The organism is Micromonospora sp. SYSU B005 (assembly GCF_055362685.1).
Genome location: NZ_JAXCFU010000005.1, coordinates 257,824 through 276,008 on the forward strand (window position 1 = coordinate 257,824; position 18,185 = coordinate 276,008).

At 74.1% G+C, this 18,185-nt stretch carries 21 protein-coding genes; 17 read left to right on the plus strand and 4 right to left on the minus strand.

The annotated features are described in order from the left end of the window. The first annotated feature begins 351 nt into the window (after nt 1–351). The 12 genes from SM452_RS14905 to SM452_RS14960 all read left to right on the plus strand — a co-directional run bounded on the left by SM452_RS14905 (nt 352) and on the right by SM452_RS14960 (nt 9,353). Complete coding sequence (locus SM452_RS14905) at nt 352–918, plus strand: hypothetical protein (protein WP_402810508.1); 567 nt, start codon at nt 352–354, stop codon at nt 916–918. After that, complete coding sequence (locus SM452_RS14910) at nt 912–1,865, plus strand: hypothetical protein (RefSeq protein ID WP_463840111.1); 954 nt, start codon at nt 912–914, stop codon at nt 1,863–1,865. The genes SM452_RS14905 and SM452_RS14910 overlap by 7 nt, the downstream gene beginning before the upstream one ends. Then, complete coding sequence (locus SM452_RS14915; RefSeq protein WP_262015953.1) at nt 1,862–2,530, plus strand: SAF domain-containing protein; 669 nt, start codon at nt 1,862–1,864, stop codon at nt 2,528–2,530. The genes SM452_RS14910 and SM452_RS14915 overlap by 4 nt, the downstream gene beginning before the upstream one ends. Then, nucleotides 2,530–3,363, plus strand: coding sequence for a P-loop NTPase family protein (locus SM452_RS14920; RefSeq protein WP_262015954.1), 834 nt, complete (start codon nt 2,530–2,532; stop codon nt 3,361–3,363). The genes SM452_RS14915 and SM452_RS14920 overlap by 1 nt, the downstream gene beginning before the upstream one ends. Then, on the plus strand, nt 3,353–4,894 hold the full coding sequence (locus tag SM452_RS14925) for a CpaF family protein (protein WP_262015955.1): 1,542 nt from the start codon (nt 3,353–3,355) through the stop codon (nt 4,892–4,894). The genes SM452_RS14920 and SM452_RS14925 overlap by 11 nt, the downstream gene beginning before the upstream one ends. Further along, the gene (locus tag SM452_RS14930) at nt 4,837–5,790 is read left to right on the plus strand and encodes a type II secretion system F family protein (protein ID WP_463840112.1); all 954 of its coding nucleotides are present in this window, start codon (nt 4,837–4,839) and stop codon (nt 5,788–5,790) included. Before SM452_RS14925 ends, SM452_RS14930 begins: the two co-directional genes overlap by 58 nt. Before the next feature lie 70 nt (nt 5,791–5,860). Further along, on the plus strand, nt 5,861–6,706 hold the full coding sequence (locus SM452_RS14935; RefSeq protein WP_436798932.1) for a type II secretion system F family protein: 846 nt from the start codon (nt 5,861–5,863) through the stop codon (nt 6,704–6,706). A gap of 25 nt (nt 6,707–6,731) precedes the next feature. Further along, nucleotides 6,732–6,941 (plus strand): hypothetical protein, encoded by a 210-nt coding sequence (locus SM452_RS14940; protein WP_194802167.1) that lies wholly within the window; start codon nt 6,732–6,734, stop codon nt 6,939–6,941. Next, nucleotides 6,941–7,423: a TadE family protein gene (locus SM452_RS14945; RefSeq protein WP_228532557.1), complete on the plus strand. Its 483-nt coding sequence runs from the start codon at nt 6,941–6,943 to the stop codon at nt 7,421–7,423. Before SM452_RS14940 ends, SM452_RS14945 begins: the two co-directional genes overlap by 1 nt. After that, on the plus strand, nt 7,420–7,893 hold the full coding sequence (locus tag SM452_RS14950) for a TadE/TadG family type IV pilus assembly protein (protein WP_262015958.1): 474 nt from the start codon (nt 7,420–7,422) through the stop codon (nt 7,891–7,893). The genes SM452_RS14945 and SM452_RS14950 overlap by 4 nt, the downstream gene beginning before the upstream one ends. Continuing rightward, complete coding sequence (locus SM452_RS14955) at nt 7,890–8,321, plus strand: pilus assembly protein TadG-related protein (RefSeq protein ID WP_355513485.1); 432 nt, start codon at nt 7,890–7,892, stop codon at nt 8,319–8,321. Before SM452_RS14950 ends, SM452_RS14955 begins: the two co-directional genes overlap by 4 nt. Nucleotides 8,322–8,336: 15 nt before the next feature. Continuing rightward, nucleotides 8,337–9,353, plus strand: coding sequence for a LysM peptidoglycan-binding domain-containing protein (locus tag SM452_RS14960; protein WP_463840113.1), 1,017 nt, complete (start codon nt 8,337–8,339; stop codon nt 9,351–9,353). Nucleotide 9,354: 1 nt separating this feature from the next. On the opposite strand, the gene SM452_RS14965 is transcribed toward SM452_RS14960, so the two are convergent. Beyond that, complete coding sequence (locus SM452_RS14965) at nt 9,355–10,206, minus strand: Rieske (2Fe-2S) protein (RefSeq protein WP_463840114.1); 852 nt, start codon at nt 10,204–10,206, stop codon at nt 9,355–9,357. Between the two features lie 110 nt (nt 10,207–10,316). Between SM452_RS14965 and SM452_RS14970 the strand changes: the two genes are divergently transcribed. From SM452_RS14970 to SM452_RS14980, 3 genes are read left to right on the plus strand one after another with little or no spacing between them, the layout of a single operon-like run. Further along, nucleotides 10,317–10,526, plus strand: coding sequence for a type II toxin-antitoxin system VapB family antitoxin (locus tag SM452_RS14970; protein ID WP_355513478.1), 210 nt, complete (start codon nt 10,317–10,319; stop codon nt 10,524–10,526). Further along, nucleotides 10,523–10,948, plus strand: coding sequence for a PIN domain nuclease (locus SM452_RS14975; protein WP_194802172.1), 426 nt, complete (start codon nt 10,523–10,525; stop codon nt 10,946–10,948). The genes SM452_RS14970 and SM452_RS14975 overlap by 4 nt, the downstream gene beginning before the upstream one ends. A gap of 40 nt (nt 10,949–10,988) precedes the next feature. Further along, on the plus strand, nt 10,989–11,753 hold the full coding sequence (locus SM452_RS14980) for a crotonase/enoyl-CoA hydratase family protein (RefSeq protein WP_262015962.1): 765 nt from the start codon (nt 10,989–10,991) through the stop codon (nt 11,751–11,753). A 4-nt stretch (nt 11,754–11,757) separates the two neighbouring features. Here SM452_RS14980 and SM452_RS14985 read toward each other — a convergent pair whose 3' ends face one another. Beyond that, nucleotides 11,758–13,242 carry a dihydrolipoyl dehydrogenase family protein gene (locus SM452_RS14985; RefSeq protein WP_463840115.1) on the minus strand — a complete coding sequence of 495 codons (1,485 nt, stop codon included), beginning with the start codon at nt 13,240–13,242 and terminating at the stop codon, nt 11,758–11,760. A gap of 92 nt (nt 13,243–13,334) precedes the next feature. Here SM452_RS14985 and SM452_RS14990 point away from each other — a divergent pair, with 92 nt between their 5' ends. After that, nucleotides 13,335–14,435, plus strand: coding sequence for a serine hydrolase domain-containing protein (locus SM452_RS14990; protein WP_463840116.1), 1,101 nt, complete (start codon nt 13,335–13,337; stop codon nt 14,433–14,435). A gap of 270 nt (nt 14,436–14,705) precedes the next feature. Here SM452_RS14990 and SM452_RS14995 read toward each other — a convergent pair whose 3' ends face one another. After that, nucleotides 14,706–16,028, minus strand: a complete 1,323-nt coding sequence (locus SM452_RS14995; protein WP_355513469.1) for a cryptochrome/photolyase family protein — start codon at nt 16,026–16,028, stop codon at nt 14,706–14,708. Next, nucleotides 16,025–16,951 (minus strand): phytoene/squalene synthase family protein, encoded by a 927-nt coding sequence (locus SM452_RS15000; RefSeq protein WP_262015965.1) that lies wholly within the window; start codon nt 16,949–16,951, stop codon nt 16,025–16,027. The genes SM452_RS14995 and SM452_RS15000 overlap by 4 nt, the downstream gene beginning before the upstream one ends. 64 nt (nt 16,952–17,015) lie before the next feature. On the opposite strand from SM452_RS15000, the gene SM452_RS15005 reads away from it, so the two are divergent. Beyond that, the gene (locus SM452_RS15005) at nt 17,016–18,170 is read left to right on the plus strand and encodes a polyprenyl synthetase family protein (RefSeq protein ID WP_463840117.1); all 1,155 of its coding nucleotides are present in this window, start codon (nt 17,016–17,018) and stop codon (nt 18,168–18,170) included. The last annotated feature ends 15 nt before the right edge of the window (nt 18,171–18,185 follow it).

Below are 18,185 nucleotides of genomic sequence, written 5' to 3' on the forward strand. Positions count from 1 at the left end.
CCGCCGCGGCGCGTACGGGTGAGCACACGCCAGCCGGCCCGGAACCCCGCCGAAGCCCGCTCGTCACCGTGGTGACACACACCGGCCACCACCTCCCGTCTTCACTCACCGTGTTCACGTGAATTGCCTCTGTTGCATCGGCGGACGTGAGCCTATGCTCGCCCCTTGGGTACGACGCAACCCCCGATCAATTGGCGTCGGAGGAGCAAGGGCACAGAATCCGCAGCGATCAGTACAGGTCAATACAAGTGGCGGCGACGGGGGCCCGGAGTGACAGTTCCGGGCGCGCTTCCGCATGCCCGGAGCGGGTCGGCGTGATCGCCCCGGGCCGGCACCGAGGAGGGATCGGCGTTGCGCACATGGCAATCCCGCCGATGGGAAATCTTCCTGCTCAGCCTCGTGCTGGTGGTCGGCTCGACCGGCTGCGGCACCGAGCCGGAGGCGGCGACCCGTCCGCTGACCGGCCGCGCCGCCGCACCCGCCGCCCATTCCAGCGCCGAGGAGAACGCGGCCGGAAAAGCGGCTCTGGCCGCCTATTCCGGCTATCTCGACGCGTCCCGGGCGGCCAGTGCGCGCAGCGATCCGTCCCATCCCGCTCTGACCCGTTTTCTGGCTGATCCGCTGCTGACCCGGGTGCGAATGGCGATTCTCGACGCGAAGGAGCACGGCGCGATGCGTACCGGGAAACTGCTCTCCGACCCCGAGGTCGTGTCGGTCGACCTGACCGCGCGCCCGCCCACCGTCGAGATCCAGGACTGCCTGGACGCGAGCGGCTACCGGCTCGTCTACGCCAAGGACCGCAAGGCCGTGCCCGGCACGCGCGGCGGGCGCTACCTGGCCACCGCCACGGCGGTCCGGTACCCGGACGGCCGGTGGCGCGTCAACGGCGGCGCCGCGCACCAGGACCAGCCGTGCTGACCTGGGGAGGAAGGGGTGTCCCGGCCCGGCCGGCCCGGGCCGGGACGCTCCGCCGGCTGCTGCTCGCCGCCGGCCTGGCCGCGCTGCTGACGCTCACCGGCGCACCCGCCCGCGCCGCCGACCCGGGCGGCTCGTGCCCGCCGGAACAGACCGACTGCGACGTCTGGGACGACGACCCCGGCATCCCCGGCGGACCGGGTGGGCCGGGTGGCGGCGGAGACAACGGCGGCGGGGGCGGCAACGGCGGAAGCACCCCGAAGTGCCAGTGGAACGGCCGGGCCATCCCCTGCTACCACGAGGTTCTCGGCTGGTTCAACAACGCCGACGGGTGCTACTACAAGCTCGAGGAGCCGCAGGGCGAGGCCCCTCCCGGCCAGCAGTGGTACCAGCTCACCTGCAACGGCGGCGACCTCGGCAGCCTGCGCCGGGCGCTTCTCGACGCCCCGCCGCCCGGCTACGGCGCGCCGCCGGACCCGGAGGAACTGGCCCGCCGCGCGCTGGCCTCGATCTCGCTGCTCCCGCCCCGGGCCGCCGTGGCACCCCGGCGCAGCCAGGGCCCCGGCCTGGTCGGGCTACCCGTCTGGATGTGGGCCAGCCCGGGCGAGGCGTACTTCGGGCCGCTGTCCGCGTCCGCCTCCGACCGGGGACTGACCGTGGAGATCACCGCGAAGGTGGACCGGATCGTCTGGCACATGTCCGACGACATCGACGTCACCTGCGACGGGCCGGGCACGCCCTACCGGGCCGACGGGCCGAGGGCCGGCTCCACCTCGCCGGACTGCGGCCTCGACCAGGGCTATCCGGAGGCCGGCACCTACGAGGTCAGCGCCACGACGTTCTGGACCGTCGAGTGGTCCGGCAGCGGGGAGAGCGGCGTGATCGCCCAGAGCCGGTCCAGCGGCGTCGTCCTGGTACAGATCAACGAGCTTCAGGTGGTGACCCGATGAGTGTCGTGGCAGCCCGCAACGGAACCCCGGTGGAGGCACCCGTCGCGCCGCCGAAGGTGGTCCGGCAACGACGCGTCCGCCCCGGCCTGCTCGGCCTGGCGGTCCTGCTGATCGCCCTCGGCGGTCTGGGCGCCGCGTTCGCGGTCACCTCGGTCCGCTCCACCGGCACGTACCTGGCCGTGGCCCGGGCGGTCGACGTGGGACAGCAACTCAGCGCCGACGACCTGGTGCCGGTACGCGTCTCCGGCGGCCGGGAACTCCGGCCGGTGCCCGCCGACCGGATGGACGAGGTGCTGGGGTTGCGGGCGGCCGTCCGGCTCACCCCGGGCACGTTGCTCACCGAGGCGCAGCTCACCGAGGCCCCACTGCTCGGCGCCGGCCAGCAGCAGATCGCGCTGGGGCTGAAACCCGAGCAGGTGCCGGCCCGCAAGCTGCACCCCGGTGACAAGGTGCTGCTGGTCAGCACGCCGTCGAACGCCACCGGCGGCGGCTCCGAGGCGTCCCGTGGCGGCGGCACCCGGTTCGAGGGCACCGTGATCGACACCGCCACGCCGCAGAACGGCGACGTGGTGGTCTACCTGGCGCTTGCCGTACGGGACGTGCCCGCTGTCGTGGCGCTCGCCGCCGACGACCGGATCGCGCTCGTGCTCACCGAGGCAGCCTGATGGCGATCATCGCCCTGGTCTCGGCGAAGGGGTCGCCGGGCGTCACCACCGCCGCGCTCGCCGCCGCGCTGAGCTGGCACCGGCGGCTCGTGCTGGCCGAGTGCGACCCGGCGGGCGGCTCGATCCTCGCCGGTTACCTCGGCGGGGCGCTGGACGGGCCGCGCGGCATCGGTGAGCTGGCGGTGGGTGAGCTGCGCGACGGCAGCCTGGAACACGCGTTCTGGTCCCAGCTGGTCGACCTGGACGCGCCCCGCCGCGAGCGGCTGCTGCTACCAGGCGTCGTGGACCCGGCCCAGGCCGGCAGCGTGATCCCGCTCTGGCAGCGCTTCGCCGACTACTTCACCGGACTGGAGCGGGGCGAACCGCCGTACGACGTGCTCGTCGACTGTGGCCGGCTGGCAGTGGGCGGTCCACCGTGGCCGCTGCTGCGGGCCGCCGCTGTGGTACTGCTCGTCACCCGTGCGCACCTGCCCGACCTCTCCGCCACCCGGGCCACCGCCCGCGCGATCGAGCGGGACCTCACCGAGCACCGCGTACCGCCCGGCACGCTGCGGCTCCTCGTCGTCGGGGACGGGCACGGCACCAGCGAGATCAGCAAGGCGCTACGGCTGCCGGTGATCGCCCGCCTGCCGCACGACCCGCGTACCGCCGAGGTGCTCGCCCACGGCGGCACCGTACGGGCCAACCGGCCGCTGATGCGCGCGGCCGGCGCCCTGGAGGTGCCGGTACGGGCGCTGCTGGACCGGCGGCGCGCCCGGCTGGCCTGGCCCGGGGCGGCCACACCGCGCGCGGTGACCGCGCCGAGCGTGCCGGGGGTGTCCGGTGCGGTTTGAGCCGGTCTCCCACGACCCGCGCGTCCAGCAGCCGGGCGTCGTCTCCACTGTGCCGCCGCTGGCCCCGCCGAACGGGCGGCACCACGTACCCGGTCCGATGCCCGCCGCGCCGGCGGCGCCACCGCCACGCCCCCGGGTCGACTTCGCAGTGGTCCGCGAGCTGCGCCGGGAACTGAGCGAGCGGCTCACCCACTGGCAGCGCGGACGCGAGTTCGACGCCGACGCCGAGGAGGTCGAGCGCGCCCGGCTGGCGGTAGCCGTGGTGTCCGCGTATGCCGACTCGGTACGCCGGGCCGGCACGCCGATGGCCGCCGACGAGGAGCGGCTGCTGCTCGACCAGGTAACCGCCGAACTCGTCGGGCTGGGCCGGCTCCAGACGCTGCTCGTCGACGACAGCATCGAGGAGGTGCACATCCTCGGCTGCGACCAGGTACGCATCACCCGGCACGGCGGCGGCGTCGACTGGGCCGAGCCGATCGCCGAGACCGACGACGAACTGGTCGAGATCCTCCAGGCCGCGGCCCGCCGCGCCGGGGCCACCGAGCGGTCGCTGTCCACCTCGAAGCCCACGCTCGACCTGCAACTGCCTGACGGCAGCCGGCTCGCCGCCGTGTTCCTGGTCAGCCACCGCCCGTACGCGGTGATCCGCAAGCACAACACGCTCGAAGTGAGCCTGGAGGACATCGCGGGCGGCCGGCCCGACCTGGACGAGATGATCGACCCGCTGCTGCGCGACTTCCTCCGCGCGTCCATGCGGGCCGGACTGAACATCATGGTCGCCGGGCTCGCCGGGGCCGGGAAGACCACTGTCATCCGCGCGCTGATGGACGAGATCCCGGCCGACGAGCCGTACGTGCTGCTGGAGGAGAGCCGGGAACTGCTGCCGGCCCGGCGCGGGCACAAGCACCGGGCGGTGATGAGCTTCGAGTCCCGGGAGGGGCACGGCGAGCGCGGCGCGGACGGGCGGCCGGCGGGTGAGGTCAGCATCGCCGACCTGATCCCGGTGTCGCTGCGCATGGGCGTGCTGCGGATCATCGTCGGCGAGGTGCGGTCCCGGGAGATCGTGCCGATGCTCCAGGCGATGACCACCAGCCGCGGGTCGATGTGCACCATCCACGCGCGTACCCCCTCGGGGGTGAGCGAACGCATCATCGAGCTGGCGCTGTCCCACGGCCGGGAGATGACTGTCGACCAGGCCCGCCGGATGGCGGGTAATGCGCTCGACCTGATCGTCTACGTCACGGTCGAGGACGAGACAGCGATCGGCGGGCGCAAGCACCGGTTCGTCTCGCACGTCGAGGAGGTCATCGGCGTCGGCGAGGGCAACCGGATCACCACGACGACCGTCTTCGGCCCCGGCCCGGACGGCCGGGCGGTCCCCCGCCACCTGCCCGAACGCATCCGCGACCAGCTGCTGCGCGTCGGCTACGACGCCCGCCTGCTCACCCGGTTCGTCGAGGCGGGCATGGGCGCGTGGCGGCGGCCCCGGCACACCCGCCTCGGGGCGCGGCCGAGCGGAGGCCCGGCGTGACGCAGATCGAACTGATCGCCCTGGTCTCCGGCGCGGCCTGCGTGGCCGGGCTGGTGCTCACAGTGGTCGCGCTGGTCGGCACCCGCCGCCCGCCGGGTCCGGCTCCCGGCTCCGGGCCGGGCCTGAGCCGGCTCTGGACCGGTTCCGGCGCGAGCCGCGCCGACCAGCGCCGCTACCAGCTCCTGCTCGGCGCCGCTGTGGTCGCCGGGGCGGCGGCGTTCCTGCTCACCGGGCTGCCGGTGGTCGGCCTGCTGGTGGCGCTCGCGGTACCGGGCGTGCCGTGGCTGTTCGCCGTCGGCCGGGCCGAGCAGCGGGCCATCGCCCGGGTCGAAGCCGTAGGCGAGTGGACCCGCCGGCTCAAGGACATCTCGGCCACCGGCCAGGGGCTCCAGCAGGCGATCATCGGCACAATCGCCACCGCGCCGGAGGAGATCCAGGAGGAGGTACGCACGCTCGCGGCCCGCCTCCAGGCCGGCTGGCTGGCCCGCTCCGCCCTGCTCGCCTTCGCCGACGAGATCGCCGACCCGGTCGCCGACCAGGTGGTGGCCGCGCTGATCCTGCACCTCACCGACCGGGGCGAGCGCCTCGGCGACGTGCTCGGGTCGATCGCCACCGCCGCGTCGGCCGAGGTGGCGACCCGCCGCGAGGTCGAGGCGAAGCGCACCCAGCCCCGGTTCGCGGTCCGCTTCCTCACCGGCATGACGCTGGCGACGCTCGCGTACGGGCTGGTGAACAGCGACTACATCCGTCCCTACGGGACGGTGACCGGTCAGCTCGTGATGGCGGTGCTCGGTGCGGCGTTCGTCGGCCTGCTGGTCTGGGTGCGCTCGATGAGCCAGCCGCCCCGGCCCGCGCGGTTCCTGCCGGCGCCCGACCCGGAGGAGGCGATCGCGTGAGCGCGAGGAGTGAGCTTGCGAGCCCCGCAGTCGCGAACGAAAGGCGGCTGCGGTGATCCTCAACTGGCAGATGGCGATCGCGGTGCTCGGCGGGTGCGCGGTCGGGCTCGGGCTGTTCCTGGTCGTACGCGAGGCGCTGCCGGCCACCCCGGCGCTCGGCCCGGCGCTGCGCCGGCTGCACCAGCCGCCCGGTCAGGCCCCGGCCGCCGGTGCCGGGCCGGACTGGCTCGGCGGGTTCGCCCGCTGGCTGCGCCCGCCGCACCGGCAACTCGCCCTGCTCGACCGCACCCCCGAGCAGTACGCGCTGTCGGTGCTGCTGTCCGCGCTCATCGGCTTCGCCACGCCGGCGGTCGCCTCGGCGGTGCTCTTCGTCGGCGGGGTGGCGCTGCCGGTGGCCGTACCGGTGGTGGCCAGCCTGGGCCTGGCGCTCGGTGCCGGACTGCTCGCGCACCGCGCGGTCCTCGCCAAGGCCGACGCCGCCCGGGACGAGTTCCGGCAGGCGGTCTGCACCTACCTCGACCTGGTGGCGTTGCAGTTGTCCGCCGCGCACGGCCCGGTGCAGTCGCTGGAGCGCGCGGCGGCGGTCTGCGACGGCTGGGTCTTCGACCGGATCCGGGAGGCGCTGCGGCTCGCCCAGCTTCAGATGCACTCGCCCTGGGACGAGTTGCAGGAGCTGGCCGAGCGGATCGGCATCCCGGAGCTGGGCGACGTGGGCGCCATCATGCGCTCCTCCGGCAGCGAGGGCGCCCAGGTGCACGAGACGTTGCGGTCCCGCGCCGACTCGCTGCGCGACCAGATCCGTACCGACAACCTGGCCCGGGCCGAGGGGGTCACCAGCAAGTTGGACATTCCCGGCTCGCTGCTGGTGTTCGTCCTGCTCGGCTTCGCCGTCTATCCGTTCCTCGCCCGGCTGTGAACCCACCTTCGAAAAGGAGACGACCATGCACCTCTACGCCTACCTGTACGTGGCGGTGAGCACCCGCCTCGCCGAGCTGCGCCGGGACTCCGAGCGCGGCGACAGCCCGGTGCCGACCGCGGTGATCATCTTCGGCCTGGTCGCGGTGGCCATGGCGGTCACCGGGCTCGCCCTGGCCAAGGCGAACAACTGGATGAACGCCATCCCGGACAACACGGCGCCGCAGGCCCCGTGATGCAGCGCCCCGTCCGTACGGCCCGGAGCCGGCCGGCGTCTGCCGGCCGGCCCGCCGGTCCGCCCGGTCCGGGGCGGATCGCCGCTGCCCTGCGCGCCCGCCTGGCCGAGGGCGAGCGGGGCGCCAACCCGGTCGAGCTGGCAGTGGTGATGCCGGTGATCCTGGTGATGTTGTTCGGCTCGATCCAGGTCGCCGTCTGGTTCGTGGCCCGGTCCACAGCGCTGAACGCCGCGCAGACCGCTGTGAACGCGCAGCGCACGATCGACGCCGGGCCGGACGCCGGCCGGCAGCGGGCGATCAGCTTCCTGCAACAGTCCGGGGACTGGCTGGTCGGCTGGGAGCAGACCGGCCCGACCTGCGTCGAGAGCGCCACCGGCGTCACCTGCACGGTGCAGGGACGCTCCCTGTCGGTCATCCCGGGCGTCTCGTTCGAGGTCACGCAGACCGCGCACGGCCCGGCCGAACGCTGGACCACCGGATGAGCGCCGGGCCGCGGCGGGACCGGGGTTCCGTCTCGATCGAGGTGGCGGTGCTCGCGCCCGCCTTCATCGGGCTGATGGTGCTGGCCGGGGTCGCCGGGCGGACCGCTGTCGCGGACGAGGCGGTGGAGTCGGCCGCCCACGACGCCGCCCGGGCCGCCTCGCTCGCCCGCAACGCCGACGACGGCGCGGAGGCCGCCGAGGAGGCGGCCCAGGACCAGCTCGGCTGGGCGGGACTGAACTGCACCGGCCCACCCCAGATCGATCTCGCGGGCTCGGTGGCCGGGACGACGACGAGCTTCGCCGCCGCGTACGCAAGCGCCGCAGGCGTGCCGGCGACCGTGACGGTCACGGTGACCTGCACCGTCTCCTTCGACGACCTGAGCGCGCCCGGCCTGCCCGGCGTGCCGGGTGGCAAGACCGTCTCGGCGAGGTTCACCTCGCCGCTGGACACCTACCGGAGTCGCGGATGACCGGGCGGCGCGAGGCGGAGAGCGGCCGGGTGAGCCTGTTCCTGGCCGTGGCGATGACGGGCGTACTGGCGATCATCGGCCTCGCCTACGACGGCGCGGGTCAACTGCGCACACTCCAGCGCGCGGACAACCTGGCCGCCGAGGCGGCCCGCGCCGGCGGCCAGATGATCGACCGCGCGCGGGCCATCGAGGGTGGCCCGAAGCAGATCGACCAGGTCGCCGCCCGCGCCGCTGTCGCCGCCTACCTCGACGCCGCGGGCGGCGTCCAGGACCACGACGTCGACTTCCCCGTGGTCGGCACCGAGACCCAGATCCGGGTGAGCGTGCAGATCACCTACAGCCGGGACCTGCTGAGTCTGTTCGGCGTGCAAGAGACCGCCACCGTCACCGGTGAGGCCACCGCTCGGGCGCTCACCGGACCACCGTAGGAAGGGAAGGCCGCCATGGGCGCACCCCGACGCTCCCCCGTCCGCCGCGCCGGCCAGGTTCTCACCGGCCTCGGCGCCCTCGTCGTGCTCGTCGGCGTGCTGGCCGGCGGGCCGGTCGCGCTGCTGGCGTTCGCCGGCAACCCGCTCCCGGATCACCTGCCCACGCTGGCCGAGGTCGGTACGGCGTTGACCAGCCGCGACGACGGTCAACTGTTCCTGCGCACGCTGGCGGTGGTGGGCTGGTTCGGCTGGGCCACGTTCGCGTTCTCCGTCGTGGTGGAGCTGCTCGCCGCGGCGGTACGGCGGCCGGCGCCGAAGCTGCCCGGCATGCACCGCCAGCAGAAGGCCGCAGCCGCCCTCGTCGGTTCGGTCGCGTTGATCCTGGTCGCGAGCCCGGCCGCGGCGAGTGCCGCCGCGCTGACCGCCCCGCAGCCGGCGGTCGCCGCCGTCACCTCACCGGCCGTGGCCGCGAGCCAGGTCACCCCGCCGGCCCCGGTCGCGTCGAAGGCGGACGACCCGGCCGTGTACCGGGTGGCGAAGGGCGACTACCTGGGCGAGGTGGCGGATCGCTACCTGGACGACTTCGACAGGTACAAGGAGTTGGCCCGGCTGAATCGGCTCGCCGACCCGGACCGGATCCGCCCGGGTCAGCTCATCACGCTGCCGGACGGCGCGACGGATTCGGGTGCCCGGCGGCACGCCGCCGGACGGATCGTGGTCACCAAGCCGGCCGAGACGGCACCGGTGAAGCCGGGTGGCGGCGGCGCCTCGTCGACCACCCCGAAGGCGAAGCCCAAGCCCACGCCGCGCGACGCGACGCCCACCGTGGAGGCGCCTGTCGGTCAGCCGCCGGCCATGTCGGCGGGCGCGTCCCGGGCCACCGCCGAGGAGGGCATCAACCGTCCGCTCGCCATCTCGGCGGTGCTGGCCGTGGCGAGCATCGTCGGCGCGCAGATCGGCGCGCTGCTCGGGTTGCGTAAGCGGCCGGTGCCGGCCCGGGCGCTGTCCAGTGGGCGGCACCGGCGGGACTGACTCAGGGCAGCCGGGCCTCGACCTGGCCGGACACCACGCGGGTGGGCAGCACGACCTGGTCGTTGGCGGCCGGGCCGTGCACCACCTCGCCGCCGTCGAGCCGGAACGCGCTGCCGTGCCAGGGGCAGACCACACAGGCGTGGCCGTCGACCCGCTCGATCGTGCCTTCGCCGAGCGGGCCGCTCTGGTGCGGGCAGCGCTCCAGCATGACTGTGACGTCGTCGCCGTCCCGGTAGAGGATCACCGAGACGTCGTCGATCTTCTTGGTGACCAGTTCGTGCCGGGGCAGGCTGCTCAGGTCGCCGACCCGGTGCCAGCCGTCGCTGATCAGGTGCAGCTCGGAGACGCTCTGGCTGGCCTGGGCACCCTGCTTGTACGCCAGGTGCCCACCCAGGTACGCCCCACCGCTCGCGGCGGACAGCCCCAGGTAGGACAGCGTCCGGCCGAGGCCGTGCCGCCCGTTGAGCCGGGCCGCCAGCGAGCCGGCGAACAATGCCAGGCCGACCGTGTTGGCGGCGGCGTGCACCAGCCCGACCCGGCGCTGGTCGCGGGAGAGCGTGGCCCAGTCGTTGAGCCCGGCGACCGCCGCGGGCAGCGCGCTGACCGTACCGAGACCCACCAGCGCGGTGGCGGCGCGGCGCTGGCCGGGCAGCAGGTCCACCACGGCGGCGGAGATCCAGGCTCCGACCGGCACCTGCACCATCGCGGGGTGCAGCGGATGGCCGAGCCACACGCCGTGCAGCGCGTCGCGTACCCGCTGGGAACGCAGCGTGCCCTGGACGGCGCGCTGCAGCCGGTCACCCACCCGGTCGAGCCCGGTGGCCTGTTCGAGCTTCGTCAGTAGTTCGCGCACCTGTTCCGACTTCCCGGCAGGAGAGCCCCCAAACCGGACGCCCCGGAATTCCCTCGCACGGAACCACCGCTGGATATACTCGGGCGGCCGACTGTATATAGGGAGCTGCGATGGCCAAGATCCTGGTGGACGTCGACGACGAGGCGCTGGCGGATGCCGCCGAGGCGTACGGCACGAAGACCAAGAAGGACACGGTGAACGTCGCGCTCCGCGAGGGCGCGGCAAGACTGCGCCGCGCCCGCGCGCTGGCGGAACTGGCCGAGCGCGGGCAGACCGGTGACTTCGACGAACTGCTCGACAAGGGCGCCTACCGCTCGTGAAGCTGGCCGACTACCTGATCGACACCAGTGCCCTGGTCCGGCTCCTGCGTGATCCCGACGTGCTGGCGCGCTGGGACCAGCAGGTGACAGCGGGCCTGCTCGCCGTGTGCCCCCTGGTCGAGCTGGAGTTCCTCTACACCGCCCGGTCCGTCGCCGACCGGACGCGCCTGGCGGAGCAGCTCCGGGCCGCCTTCGGCTGGGTGGTGATGCCGGACCGGATCTACGAGCGCGCCGCCGAGATCCAGGGCGAGCTGACCGCGCGGGGCACGCACCGCTCGGCGGGCGCCGTCGACCTGCTCATCGCCGCCACCGCCGAATACCACGGGCTCTCGCTGCTGCACTACGACCGGGACTTCGACCAGGTCGGCGCCGTCACCGGCCAGCCGATGCGCTGGCTGACCCGGCCCGGCACGATCAAATAGACCGTAGCCACGACGGCGCCGTCGCGGGCATGCTGGGCCCATGGGGGTACGCGTCGAGCACGCCGGTGCCGTGACCACTGTGATCCTGGACCGGCCCGAGGCCCGTAACGCCGTGGACGGGCCGACCGCACGAGCGCTGGCCGACGCGTTCCGCGCGTTCGACGCCGACCCGGACGCGGCGGTCGCGGTGCTCTGGGGCGCGGGCGGCACGTTCTGCTCCGGCGCCGATCTCAAGGCCGTCGGCACGCCGCGCGGCAACCGGGTCGAGCCCGACGGCGACGGGCCGATGGGCCCCACCCGGATGCGGCTGTCCAAGCCGGTGATCGCGGCGATCTCCGGGTACGCGGTGGCCGGCGGCCTGGAGCTGGCCCTCTGGTGCGACCTGCGGGTCGCCGAGCCGGACGCCACGCTGGGCGTGTTCTGCCGCCGGTGGGGCGTACCGCTGATCGACGGCGGGACGGTCCGGCTGCCCCGGCTGATCGGGGAGAGCCGCGCGATGGACCTGATCCTCACCGGCCGTGCCGTGGGCGCCGACGAGGCGTACGCGATGGGCCTGGTCAACCGGCTGGTCGCGCCGGGTGCGGCCCGCGCGGCGGCCGAGGAGCTGGCCGCCGCTGTCGCCCGGTCTCCGCAGACGTGCCTGCGCAACGACCGGGCGGCGGTGCTGGACGGCGCGGGGCTGCCGGAGCCGGAGGCGATGGCGACCGAGCTGGCCTACGGCCTGGAGTCGCTGGCGGTGGACGGGGTACGCGGCGCCGGCCGGTTCGCCGACGGGGCCGGCCGGCACGGCGCGCCGGCCGGCTGAGGCGTCACTTCAGCGCGCGCAGCGCGTCCTCGATGGCCCTGTGGAACGTCGGGTACGCGTAGATCATGTGCCGGAGCTGGCTGATCGGCACCGCCGCGTGCACCGCCACGACGAGGGCGGAGAGCACCTCCCCGCCGGCCGGTCCGGCCGAGGTGGCGCCGACGAGGACGCCCTGGTCGGCGTCGGCGATCAGCTTGATGAACCCGGCGTTGCCGGTCTTGTGGATCCAGCCCCGGGCCGACGAGGTGAGGTCGGCGTACCCGACCTGGACGTTGACGCCGCGCTCCCGGGCCTGCTGCTCGGTGAGGCCGACCGCGCCGACCTCGGGATCGGTGAACGTGACCCGGGGCAACGCCCGGTAGTCGGCGACCGGGACGCTCCCGGGCGCGGCGGTCGGCCCGCCCGCGCTCATCGCGCCGCCGACCGCGCTGACCACCCCGGCCGCGCCGCCGACCACACTCGCGGTGCCGCTGGCGTCCGGGCCGCCCTTGGTACGCCGCATGTGGTCGAGCACGTCCGCCACCACGATGCCGGCCTGGTACATGGCGATGTGGGTGAACGCGCCCTCGCCGGTGAGGTCGCCGACCGCCCAGATCCCGTCGGTGACGTGCATCCGGTCGTTCACCGGCAGGTAGCGCTGCCCGGCGTCCACCCCGACCGTGTCCAGGCCCAACTCCTCCAGGTGTGCCTTGCGGCCGGTCACCACGAGCAGCTTCTCGCCGGTGAACTCGGCGCCGTCGGCGTACACGGTGAACGTACCGCCGTCGTGGCTCACCCGGCCGGCCTTGACCCGGGTGTGGATCTCCACCCCGTCGGCGCGGAGCGCGTCGGCGGCGAGCGCTGACGCCTCCGGCTCCTCGACCGCGAGCACCCGGTCGGCCGCCTCGATGACGGTCACCCGGACGCCGAACCGGGCGAATACCTGCGCGAGTTCCAGCCCGATCGCGCCGCCGCCGAGCACCAGCAGTGACTCGGGCAGTTCCTCCACCTCGATGGCCTGGTGGTTGGTCCAGTACGGCGTGTCGGCCAGCCCGTCGATCGGCGGGACCGAGGGCCGGGTGCCGGTGCCGAGGACGATCCCGTAGCGCGCCTGGAACACCTGGCCGCCGACGCGTACCCGGTTCGGGCCGTCGAGCCGCCCGCTGCCCCTGACGAACCGGCCGCCCTTGCCGGTGAACCGGTCCACCGCCACCTTGTCGTCCCAGGTGTCGGTGGCCTCGGCGCGGATCCGCTTCGCCACCGGCGCCCAGTCGGGCTGCACCTGGGCGGACCCGGCCAGCTCGTTGACCCGGTGCGCCTCGGCCAGTGCGTTCGCCGCCCGGATCATCATCTTGCTCGGCACGCATCCCCAGTAGGGGCACTCGCCGCCGACCAGGTCACGTTCGACGCCGATCACGGTGAGGCCGGCCTCGGCGAGCCGCCCGGCCGCCTCCTCGCCGCCCACGCCGAGCCCGACCACTACTACGTCCACCAGTTCCGGCTCCGCCATTGGGCAAGCATTCCGCACCTTCGGGACACCGGCCACCGCAGCGCCCCGGAATTCCCTCGCTCGTCCCGAGCGCGACCGCCTACCGTGGCCGCATGCACCCGCGCTTCGCCCCGGTCCGGGACTGCTTCCACGACCTGTTCGCCACCGGCCGGGAGACCGGCGCGTCGCTGGCGGTGTGGCACGACGGCGTACCGGTGATCGAGCTGGTGGGTGGCACCACCGCGGCGGTCCCGCCCGGCGTGGTCGTACCGGTTTCCGGGGCGGACCGGCCGTGGCGGCCGGACACGCTCGTCGACGTCTACTCGGTCGGCAAGCCGGTGGCCGCGCTCTGTCTGCTGCTGCTCGTCGACCGGGGCCGGGTCGACCTGGACGCGCCGGTCTCGGCGTACTGGCCGGGGTTCCGCACCCCGGCCACCGTCCGGCACGTGCTCGCCCACACCGCCGGGCTGCCCGCCTTCCCGGTGCCCCGGCCCGCCGCCGCCGTCGCCGACTGGGATCTGCTCTGCGCCGATCTGGCCGCCGCCGAGCCCGAGTGGACGCCGGGTACCGTCGCGGCCGAGCACGCCTGGACGTACGGGCACCTGGTGGGCGAGCTGGTCCGCCGGGTGGACGGACGCTCGGTGGGCCGGTTCCTGGCCGAGGAGATCGCCGGACCGTGGCGCCTGGACCTGGCCTTCGGGCTGGGCGAGGCGGACCGACGGCGGTGCGCCGACCTGTCGTACGCCGATCCGGCCTGGCCGGACGCGATGCGCGGCGAGCCGGGCTCGTTGCGGGCGCGGGCGCTGGACAACCCGCCGGGCGGGCGCGACGTGGCGATGGTGAACAGCGACCTGTGGCGGTCCGCCGAGATCCCGGCGGTGAACCTGCACGCGACCGCCGCCGGGCTCGCCCGGCTGTACGCGGGCCTGCTCGCCGGCGGCACGCTGGACGGGGTACGCCTGTTCAGCCCGGAACTGGTCGCCGAGGCGACGCGGGTGCAGTATTCCGGCCCGGACCTGCTGCTGGACCGGCCGGTGGACTGGACGCTCGGCATGCAGTGGGAGCCGGACGGCAGCTGGGGCATGGGCGGGATCGGCGGCAGCAGCGCCTGGGCCGACCCGGAACGCGGCTACACCTTCGCGTACGCGACCGCCCGGCTGGCCGACCACGACCGCGTGGAGGACCTGGTCGAGGCGTTGCACTCCTGCCTCTGACAGTCGGTCACCCTCCGTGATTCCCGGGCGTCGTCACGCAGCGCATTCGGCCGGCCGGGCGACCCTGTCTTCCCTTTTCCGACTTTGCTCTGCAGCCATTGGCGCAGCACCGCACTGAGCAGTGATTTCCTCGCAGGTCCGAAAACCGCGCGAGGCCCTGGTGGTGACGTTCCGCAACCGATGCGGATATGGCTGCAGAGCAAAGGGGACCGGAGGTGGACGGTGCCGGCCCGGCACGCGATCACCGACAGTGCGCGGGCGACGCAGCGGTCAGCGGAGCCAGACCGGGTCGGCGCCCGGCACCTCCAGCGGTGGCGGGTAGTCGAGCGTGCGGCGCACCTCGTCGGGCAGCCGCCACGGCTGGTGCACCGCCTTGCCCGCCACCGATGCCAGCTCGGGCACCCAGCGCCGCACGTACGCGCCGTCGGGGTCGTAGCGCTCGGCCTGCCGTACCGGGTTGAAGCCCCGGTACGGCCGGGTGTCGTTGCCGGTGCCGGACACCCACTGCCAGTTGCCCGAGTTGTTGACCCGGTCGCCGTCGAGCAGCCACCGGAAGAAGACCTCCAGGCCGGGCCGCCAGTCCAGCCCGAGGTGCTTGGTCAGGTACCCGGCGGTGATCAGCCGCGCCCGGTTGTGCATCCACCCCTCGGCGCGCAACTGGCGCATGCCGGCGTCCACGATCGGCATGCCGGTACGCCCCTCGGCCCAGGCGTCGAACGCGTGCGCGTCGTCGCGCCAGTCCTCCCGCGCGCCGCGCCGGTACGCGACCGTGGACAGGTCGGGGAAACCGGCCACCACCTGGTGGTAGAAGTCGCGCCAGCAGAGCTGCCTGACGAACGGGCCGTCCCGCTCGCCCGCCCGGTTCGCCACGGCCAGCGGCGACACGCACCCGAAGCGCAGGTACGGGCTGAGCCGCGAGGTCTCGTCGCCGGCCATGTCGTCGTGGATGTCGTCGTACCGATGGAGGGTGGGCAGCCAGGCGGTGAGCCGGCGCCTGGCGACGGCCTCGCCGCCGACGGCGGCATCCGGGCTGTCGCCCTTCGGCGGATCCGGCAGCCGGCCGGGGTCGACGCCGTCGGGCAGCCGGACCCGCTTCGGCGCGGCCAGCTCGTCCCGCCACCGGGCGCCCTGCCAGACCCGGAAGTAGGGGCTGAAGACGCGGTAGTGGTCGCCGCCGCCGGGGCGTAGCGCGCCCGGCTCGACGATGGTCAGGCCGGGGAACAGGCGCAGGAACATCCGGTGCCGCTCGCACTCGGCGCGCAGCCGGCGTTCCCGGCGGTGGGCGTAGCGGCTCACGTCGGCGGAGAGCCCGATGCCCTCGGCGCCCACCTTCCGGGCCAGCTTCACCGTCTCGGTCACCGGGTCGCCACGCCTGATCACCAGGTCGCCGCCGCGCTCGCGCAGCGCCTCGCGCAGGTCGGCCAGGCTCTGGTGCAGGAAGCGGGTGCGGTTCGGCGAGAGCTTCTGCAGCGCCGGGTCGAGCACGTAGAGCGGCACCACCCGGTCGAACGCGGAGCAGGCGGCGGCGAGCGCCGGGTGGTCGTGCACCCGCAGATCACGGGTGAACAGCACCACCGCCGTACGGCCGGTCATCCGGCCAGGGCCGGTTCCAGGGCCGGGCCGGGCACCCGCACCGGCGTGCCGGGCGGCGTGAGCAGCGCCCGCGCGGCCACCGCCATCCGGCGCCGCTGCGGCACCAGGGCACGCCGCACGAAGACGTCGTAGTCCTGGGCGGCCACCTCGTCGAGGATGCCGCCGTAGAGCGCGTACGCGGTGCGCATGCACGCCTGCGAGGCCGGCTCCAGCAGCGGGATGCCCGGTGCGGCTGCCACGTAGTGGGCCTGGGCGCGGGTCACCTCGTACTCGATCAGCTCGCGGATACGCGGCGTGGTGCGGCCGGCGGCCTTGGCGGCGAGCAGGTCGTCGCGGGTGAGGTCGAACTTGGCCATGTCCTCGTCGGGCAGGTACGTCCGGCCCCGGTCGAGGTCCTCGGAGACGTCCCGGATGAAGTTGGTGAGCTGGAACGCGAAGCCGAGCTGGCGGGCGGGCTCGCGGGCGGCGGCCGGGTCGGAGCTGCCGAGGATCGGCAGCATCATGGTGCCGATGACAGCGGCCGAGCCCTCCATGTAGTCGAGCAGGTCGTCGTAGGTCGGGTACGACATGACCGTCAGGTCCATCGCCATGCTGCGCAGGAACGACGCGAAGTCGTCGCGGTCCAGGTCGAACACGGCGATGGTGTGCAGCACCGCGGGCAGCAGCGGGTCGTCGACCGACGCACCGTGCAGCCCGGCGACGAATCGATCCGACCACTCGCGCAGCCGGGCGGCACGCTCGGCCGGCGGCAGGTCCTCGGTGCGGTCGACGATCTCGTCCGCGTACCGGGTGAAGCCGTACAAGGCGTGCACATGCCGCCGTTTCCAGGCGGGGAGCAGCCTGGTGGCGAGATAGTAGGTACGGCCGTGACGCCGGTGCAGCTCGCGGCAACGGTCATAGGCGGCGGTCAGATCCGTGTCCATCGGCCCTCCTCGGTTTCGACGCAGTAATCGACGCAACTCGTAACCCTAGGGTACGCTCGCCGACATGGCCAACGACGCAGTTGCGGGTAATGCGCTCCGCGTCGCGCCGGCTCAGCCCGGGGCGACGGACGATCCGGTCCGCGGCGTACTGGCCGCGTTCACGAAAGACCTGATCAAAGGGGTCGATGAGACGCTGGCGGCGTTCCTGGCCGCGGAAGTCGAATCGCTCACCGAGATCGACGCAGCGATGGGTGGTTTCGCCGCGACGGCACGTGACTGCGTGCTGGCCGGCGGCAAGCGGGTCCGCCCCACGTTCGCGTACTGGGGATGGCGGGGTGTGGTCGGCGGTGAGGAACCGCTGTGCTCGGTGCTCCCCGCGCTGTCCGCGCTCGAACTGCTGCACACGTTCGCGCTGGTGCACGACGACGTGATGGACGCCTCCGACACCCGGCGCGGGCTGCCGACCGCGCACCGGGCCGCCGCCGCCCGGCACCGGGCCGCCGGGCACACGGGCGACCCCGACCGGTACGGCGAAGCCGTCGCCGTCCTCATCGGCGACCTGTGCATGGTGTGGGCCGACCGGCTCATGGCACACGCGGCGGTCCCGGCGGACCGGCTGCTCGACGTGCGCCGCTGCTACGACCAGATGCGGGTCGAGACGGTCGCCGGGCAGTTCCTGGACGTGCTCGGCGAGAACGACTCGGCGAGCTGGACCGTCGACCGGGCGCTGCGGGTGGCCCGCTACAAGACCGCCAGCTACACCGTCCAGCGCCCGCTGCTGTTCGGTGCCTGCCTGGCCGGCACCGACGCGGACGACCCGCTCATCGCCGCGTACACCAGGTACGGGCTGGCCGTCGGCGAGGCGTTCCAGCTCCGCGACGACCTGCTGGGCGTCTACGGCGACCCGGAGACCACCGGCAAGCCGGCCGGGGACGACCTGCGTACCGGCAAGCCGACCGCGCTGCTGATGCTGGCCCGGCAGCTCGCCGACCCGGCGCAGCACCGCGCGTTGGAGCGGGCCGGCTCGGTCACCGCGGCACACGAGGTGGACCGGCTGGCCGACGTGGTCCGGGACACCGGCGCCACCGCCCGGGTGGAGCGGATGATCTCCGACCGGGTGACCGAGGCGCTCGCCGCGCTCGGCACCGCACCGATCGACGAGACCGCGCGCACCGCGCTGACCGGCCTCGCCACCGCCGCCACGGCGCGGCGGGCATGATGAGCAACTTCGTGA

What these genes read in the sequence shown, in the direction of transcription:
- SM452_RS14915 (WP_262015953.1), top strand. Translation starts at nt 1,862, where the DNA reads ATGAGTGTCGTGGCAGCCCGCAACGGAACCCCGGTGGAGGCACCCGTC.
- SM452_RS14920 (WP_262015954.1), top strand. Translation starts at nt 2,530, where the DNA reads ATGGCGATCATCGCCCTGGTCTCGGCGAAGGGGTCGCCGGGCGTCACC.
- SM452_RS14935 (WP_436798932.1), top strand. Translation starts at nt 5,861, where the DNA reads ATGGCGATCGCGGTGCTCGGCGGGTGCGCGGTCGGGCTCGGGCTGTTC.
- SM452_RS14940 (WP_194802167.1), top strand. Translation starts at nt 6,732, where the DNA reads ATGCACCTCTACGCCTACCTGTACGTGGCGGTGAGCACCCGCCTCGCC.
- SM452_RS14945 (WP_228532557.1), top strand. Translation starts at nt 6,941, where the DNA reads ATGCAGCGCCCCGTCCGTACGGCCCGGAGCCGGCCGGCGTCTGCCGGC.
- SM452_RS14950 (WP_262015958.1), top strand. Translation starts at nt 7,420, where the DNA reads ATGAGCGCCGGGCCGCGGCGGGACCGGGGTTCCGTCTCGATCGAGGTG.
- SM452_RS14955 (WP_355513485.1), top strand. Translation starts at nt 7,890, where the DNA reads ATGACCGGGCGGCGCGAGGCGGAGAGCGGCCGGGTGAGCCTGTTCCTG.
- SM452_RS14960 (WP_463840113.1), top strand. Translation starts at nt 8,337, where the DNA reads ATGGGCGCACCCCGACGCTCCCCCGTCCGCCGCGCCGGCCAGGTTCTC.
- SM452_RS14970 (WP_355513478.1), top strand. Translation starts at nt 10,317, where the DNA reads ATGGCCAAGATCCTGGTGGACGTCGACGACGAGGCGCTGGCGGATGCC.
- SM452_RS14980 (WP_262015962.1), top strand. Translation starts at nt 10,989, where the DNA reads ATGGGGGTACGCGTCGAGCACGCCGGTGCCGTGACCACTGTGATCCTG.
- SM452_RS14985 (WP_463840115.1), bottom strand. Translation starts at nt 13,242, where the DNA reads ATGGCGGAGCCGGAACTGGTGGACGTAGTAGTGGTCGGGCTCGGCGTG.
- SM452_RS14990 (WP_463840116.1), top strand. Translation starts at nt 13,335, where the DNA reads ATGCACCCGCGCTTCGCCCCGGTCCGGGACTGCTTCCACGACCTGTTC.
- SM452_RS14995 (WP_355513469.1), bottom strand. Translation starts at nt 16,028, where the DNA reads ATGACCGGCCGTACGGCGGTGGTGCTGTTCACCCGTGATCTGCGGGTG.
- SM452_RS15000 (WP_262015965.1), bottom strand. Translation starts at nt 16,951, where the DNA reads ATGGACACGGATCTGACCGCCGCCTATGACCGTTGCCGCGAGCTGCAC.
- SM452_RS15005 (WP_463840117.1), top strand. Translation starts at nt 17,016, where the DNA reads ATGGCCAACGACGCAGTTGCGGGTAATGCGCTCCGCGTCGCGCCGGCT.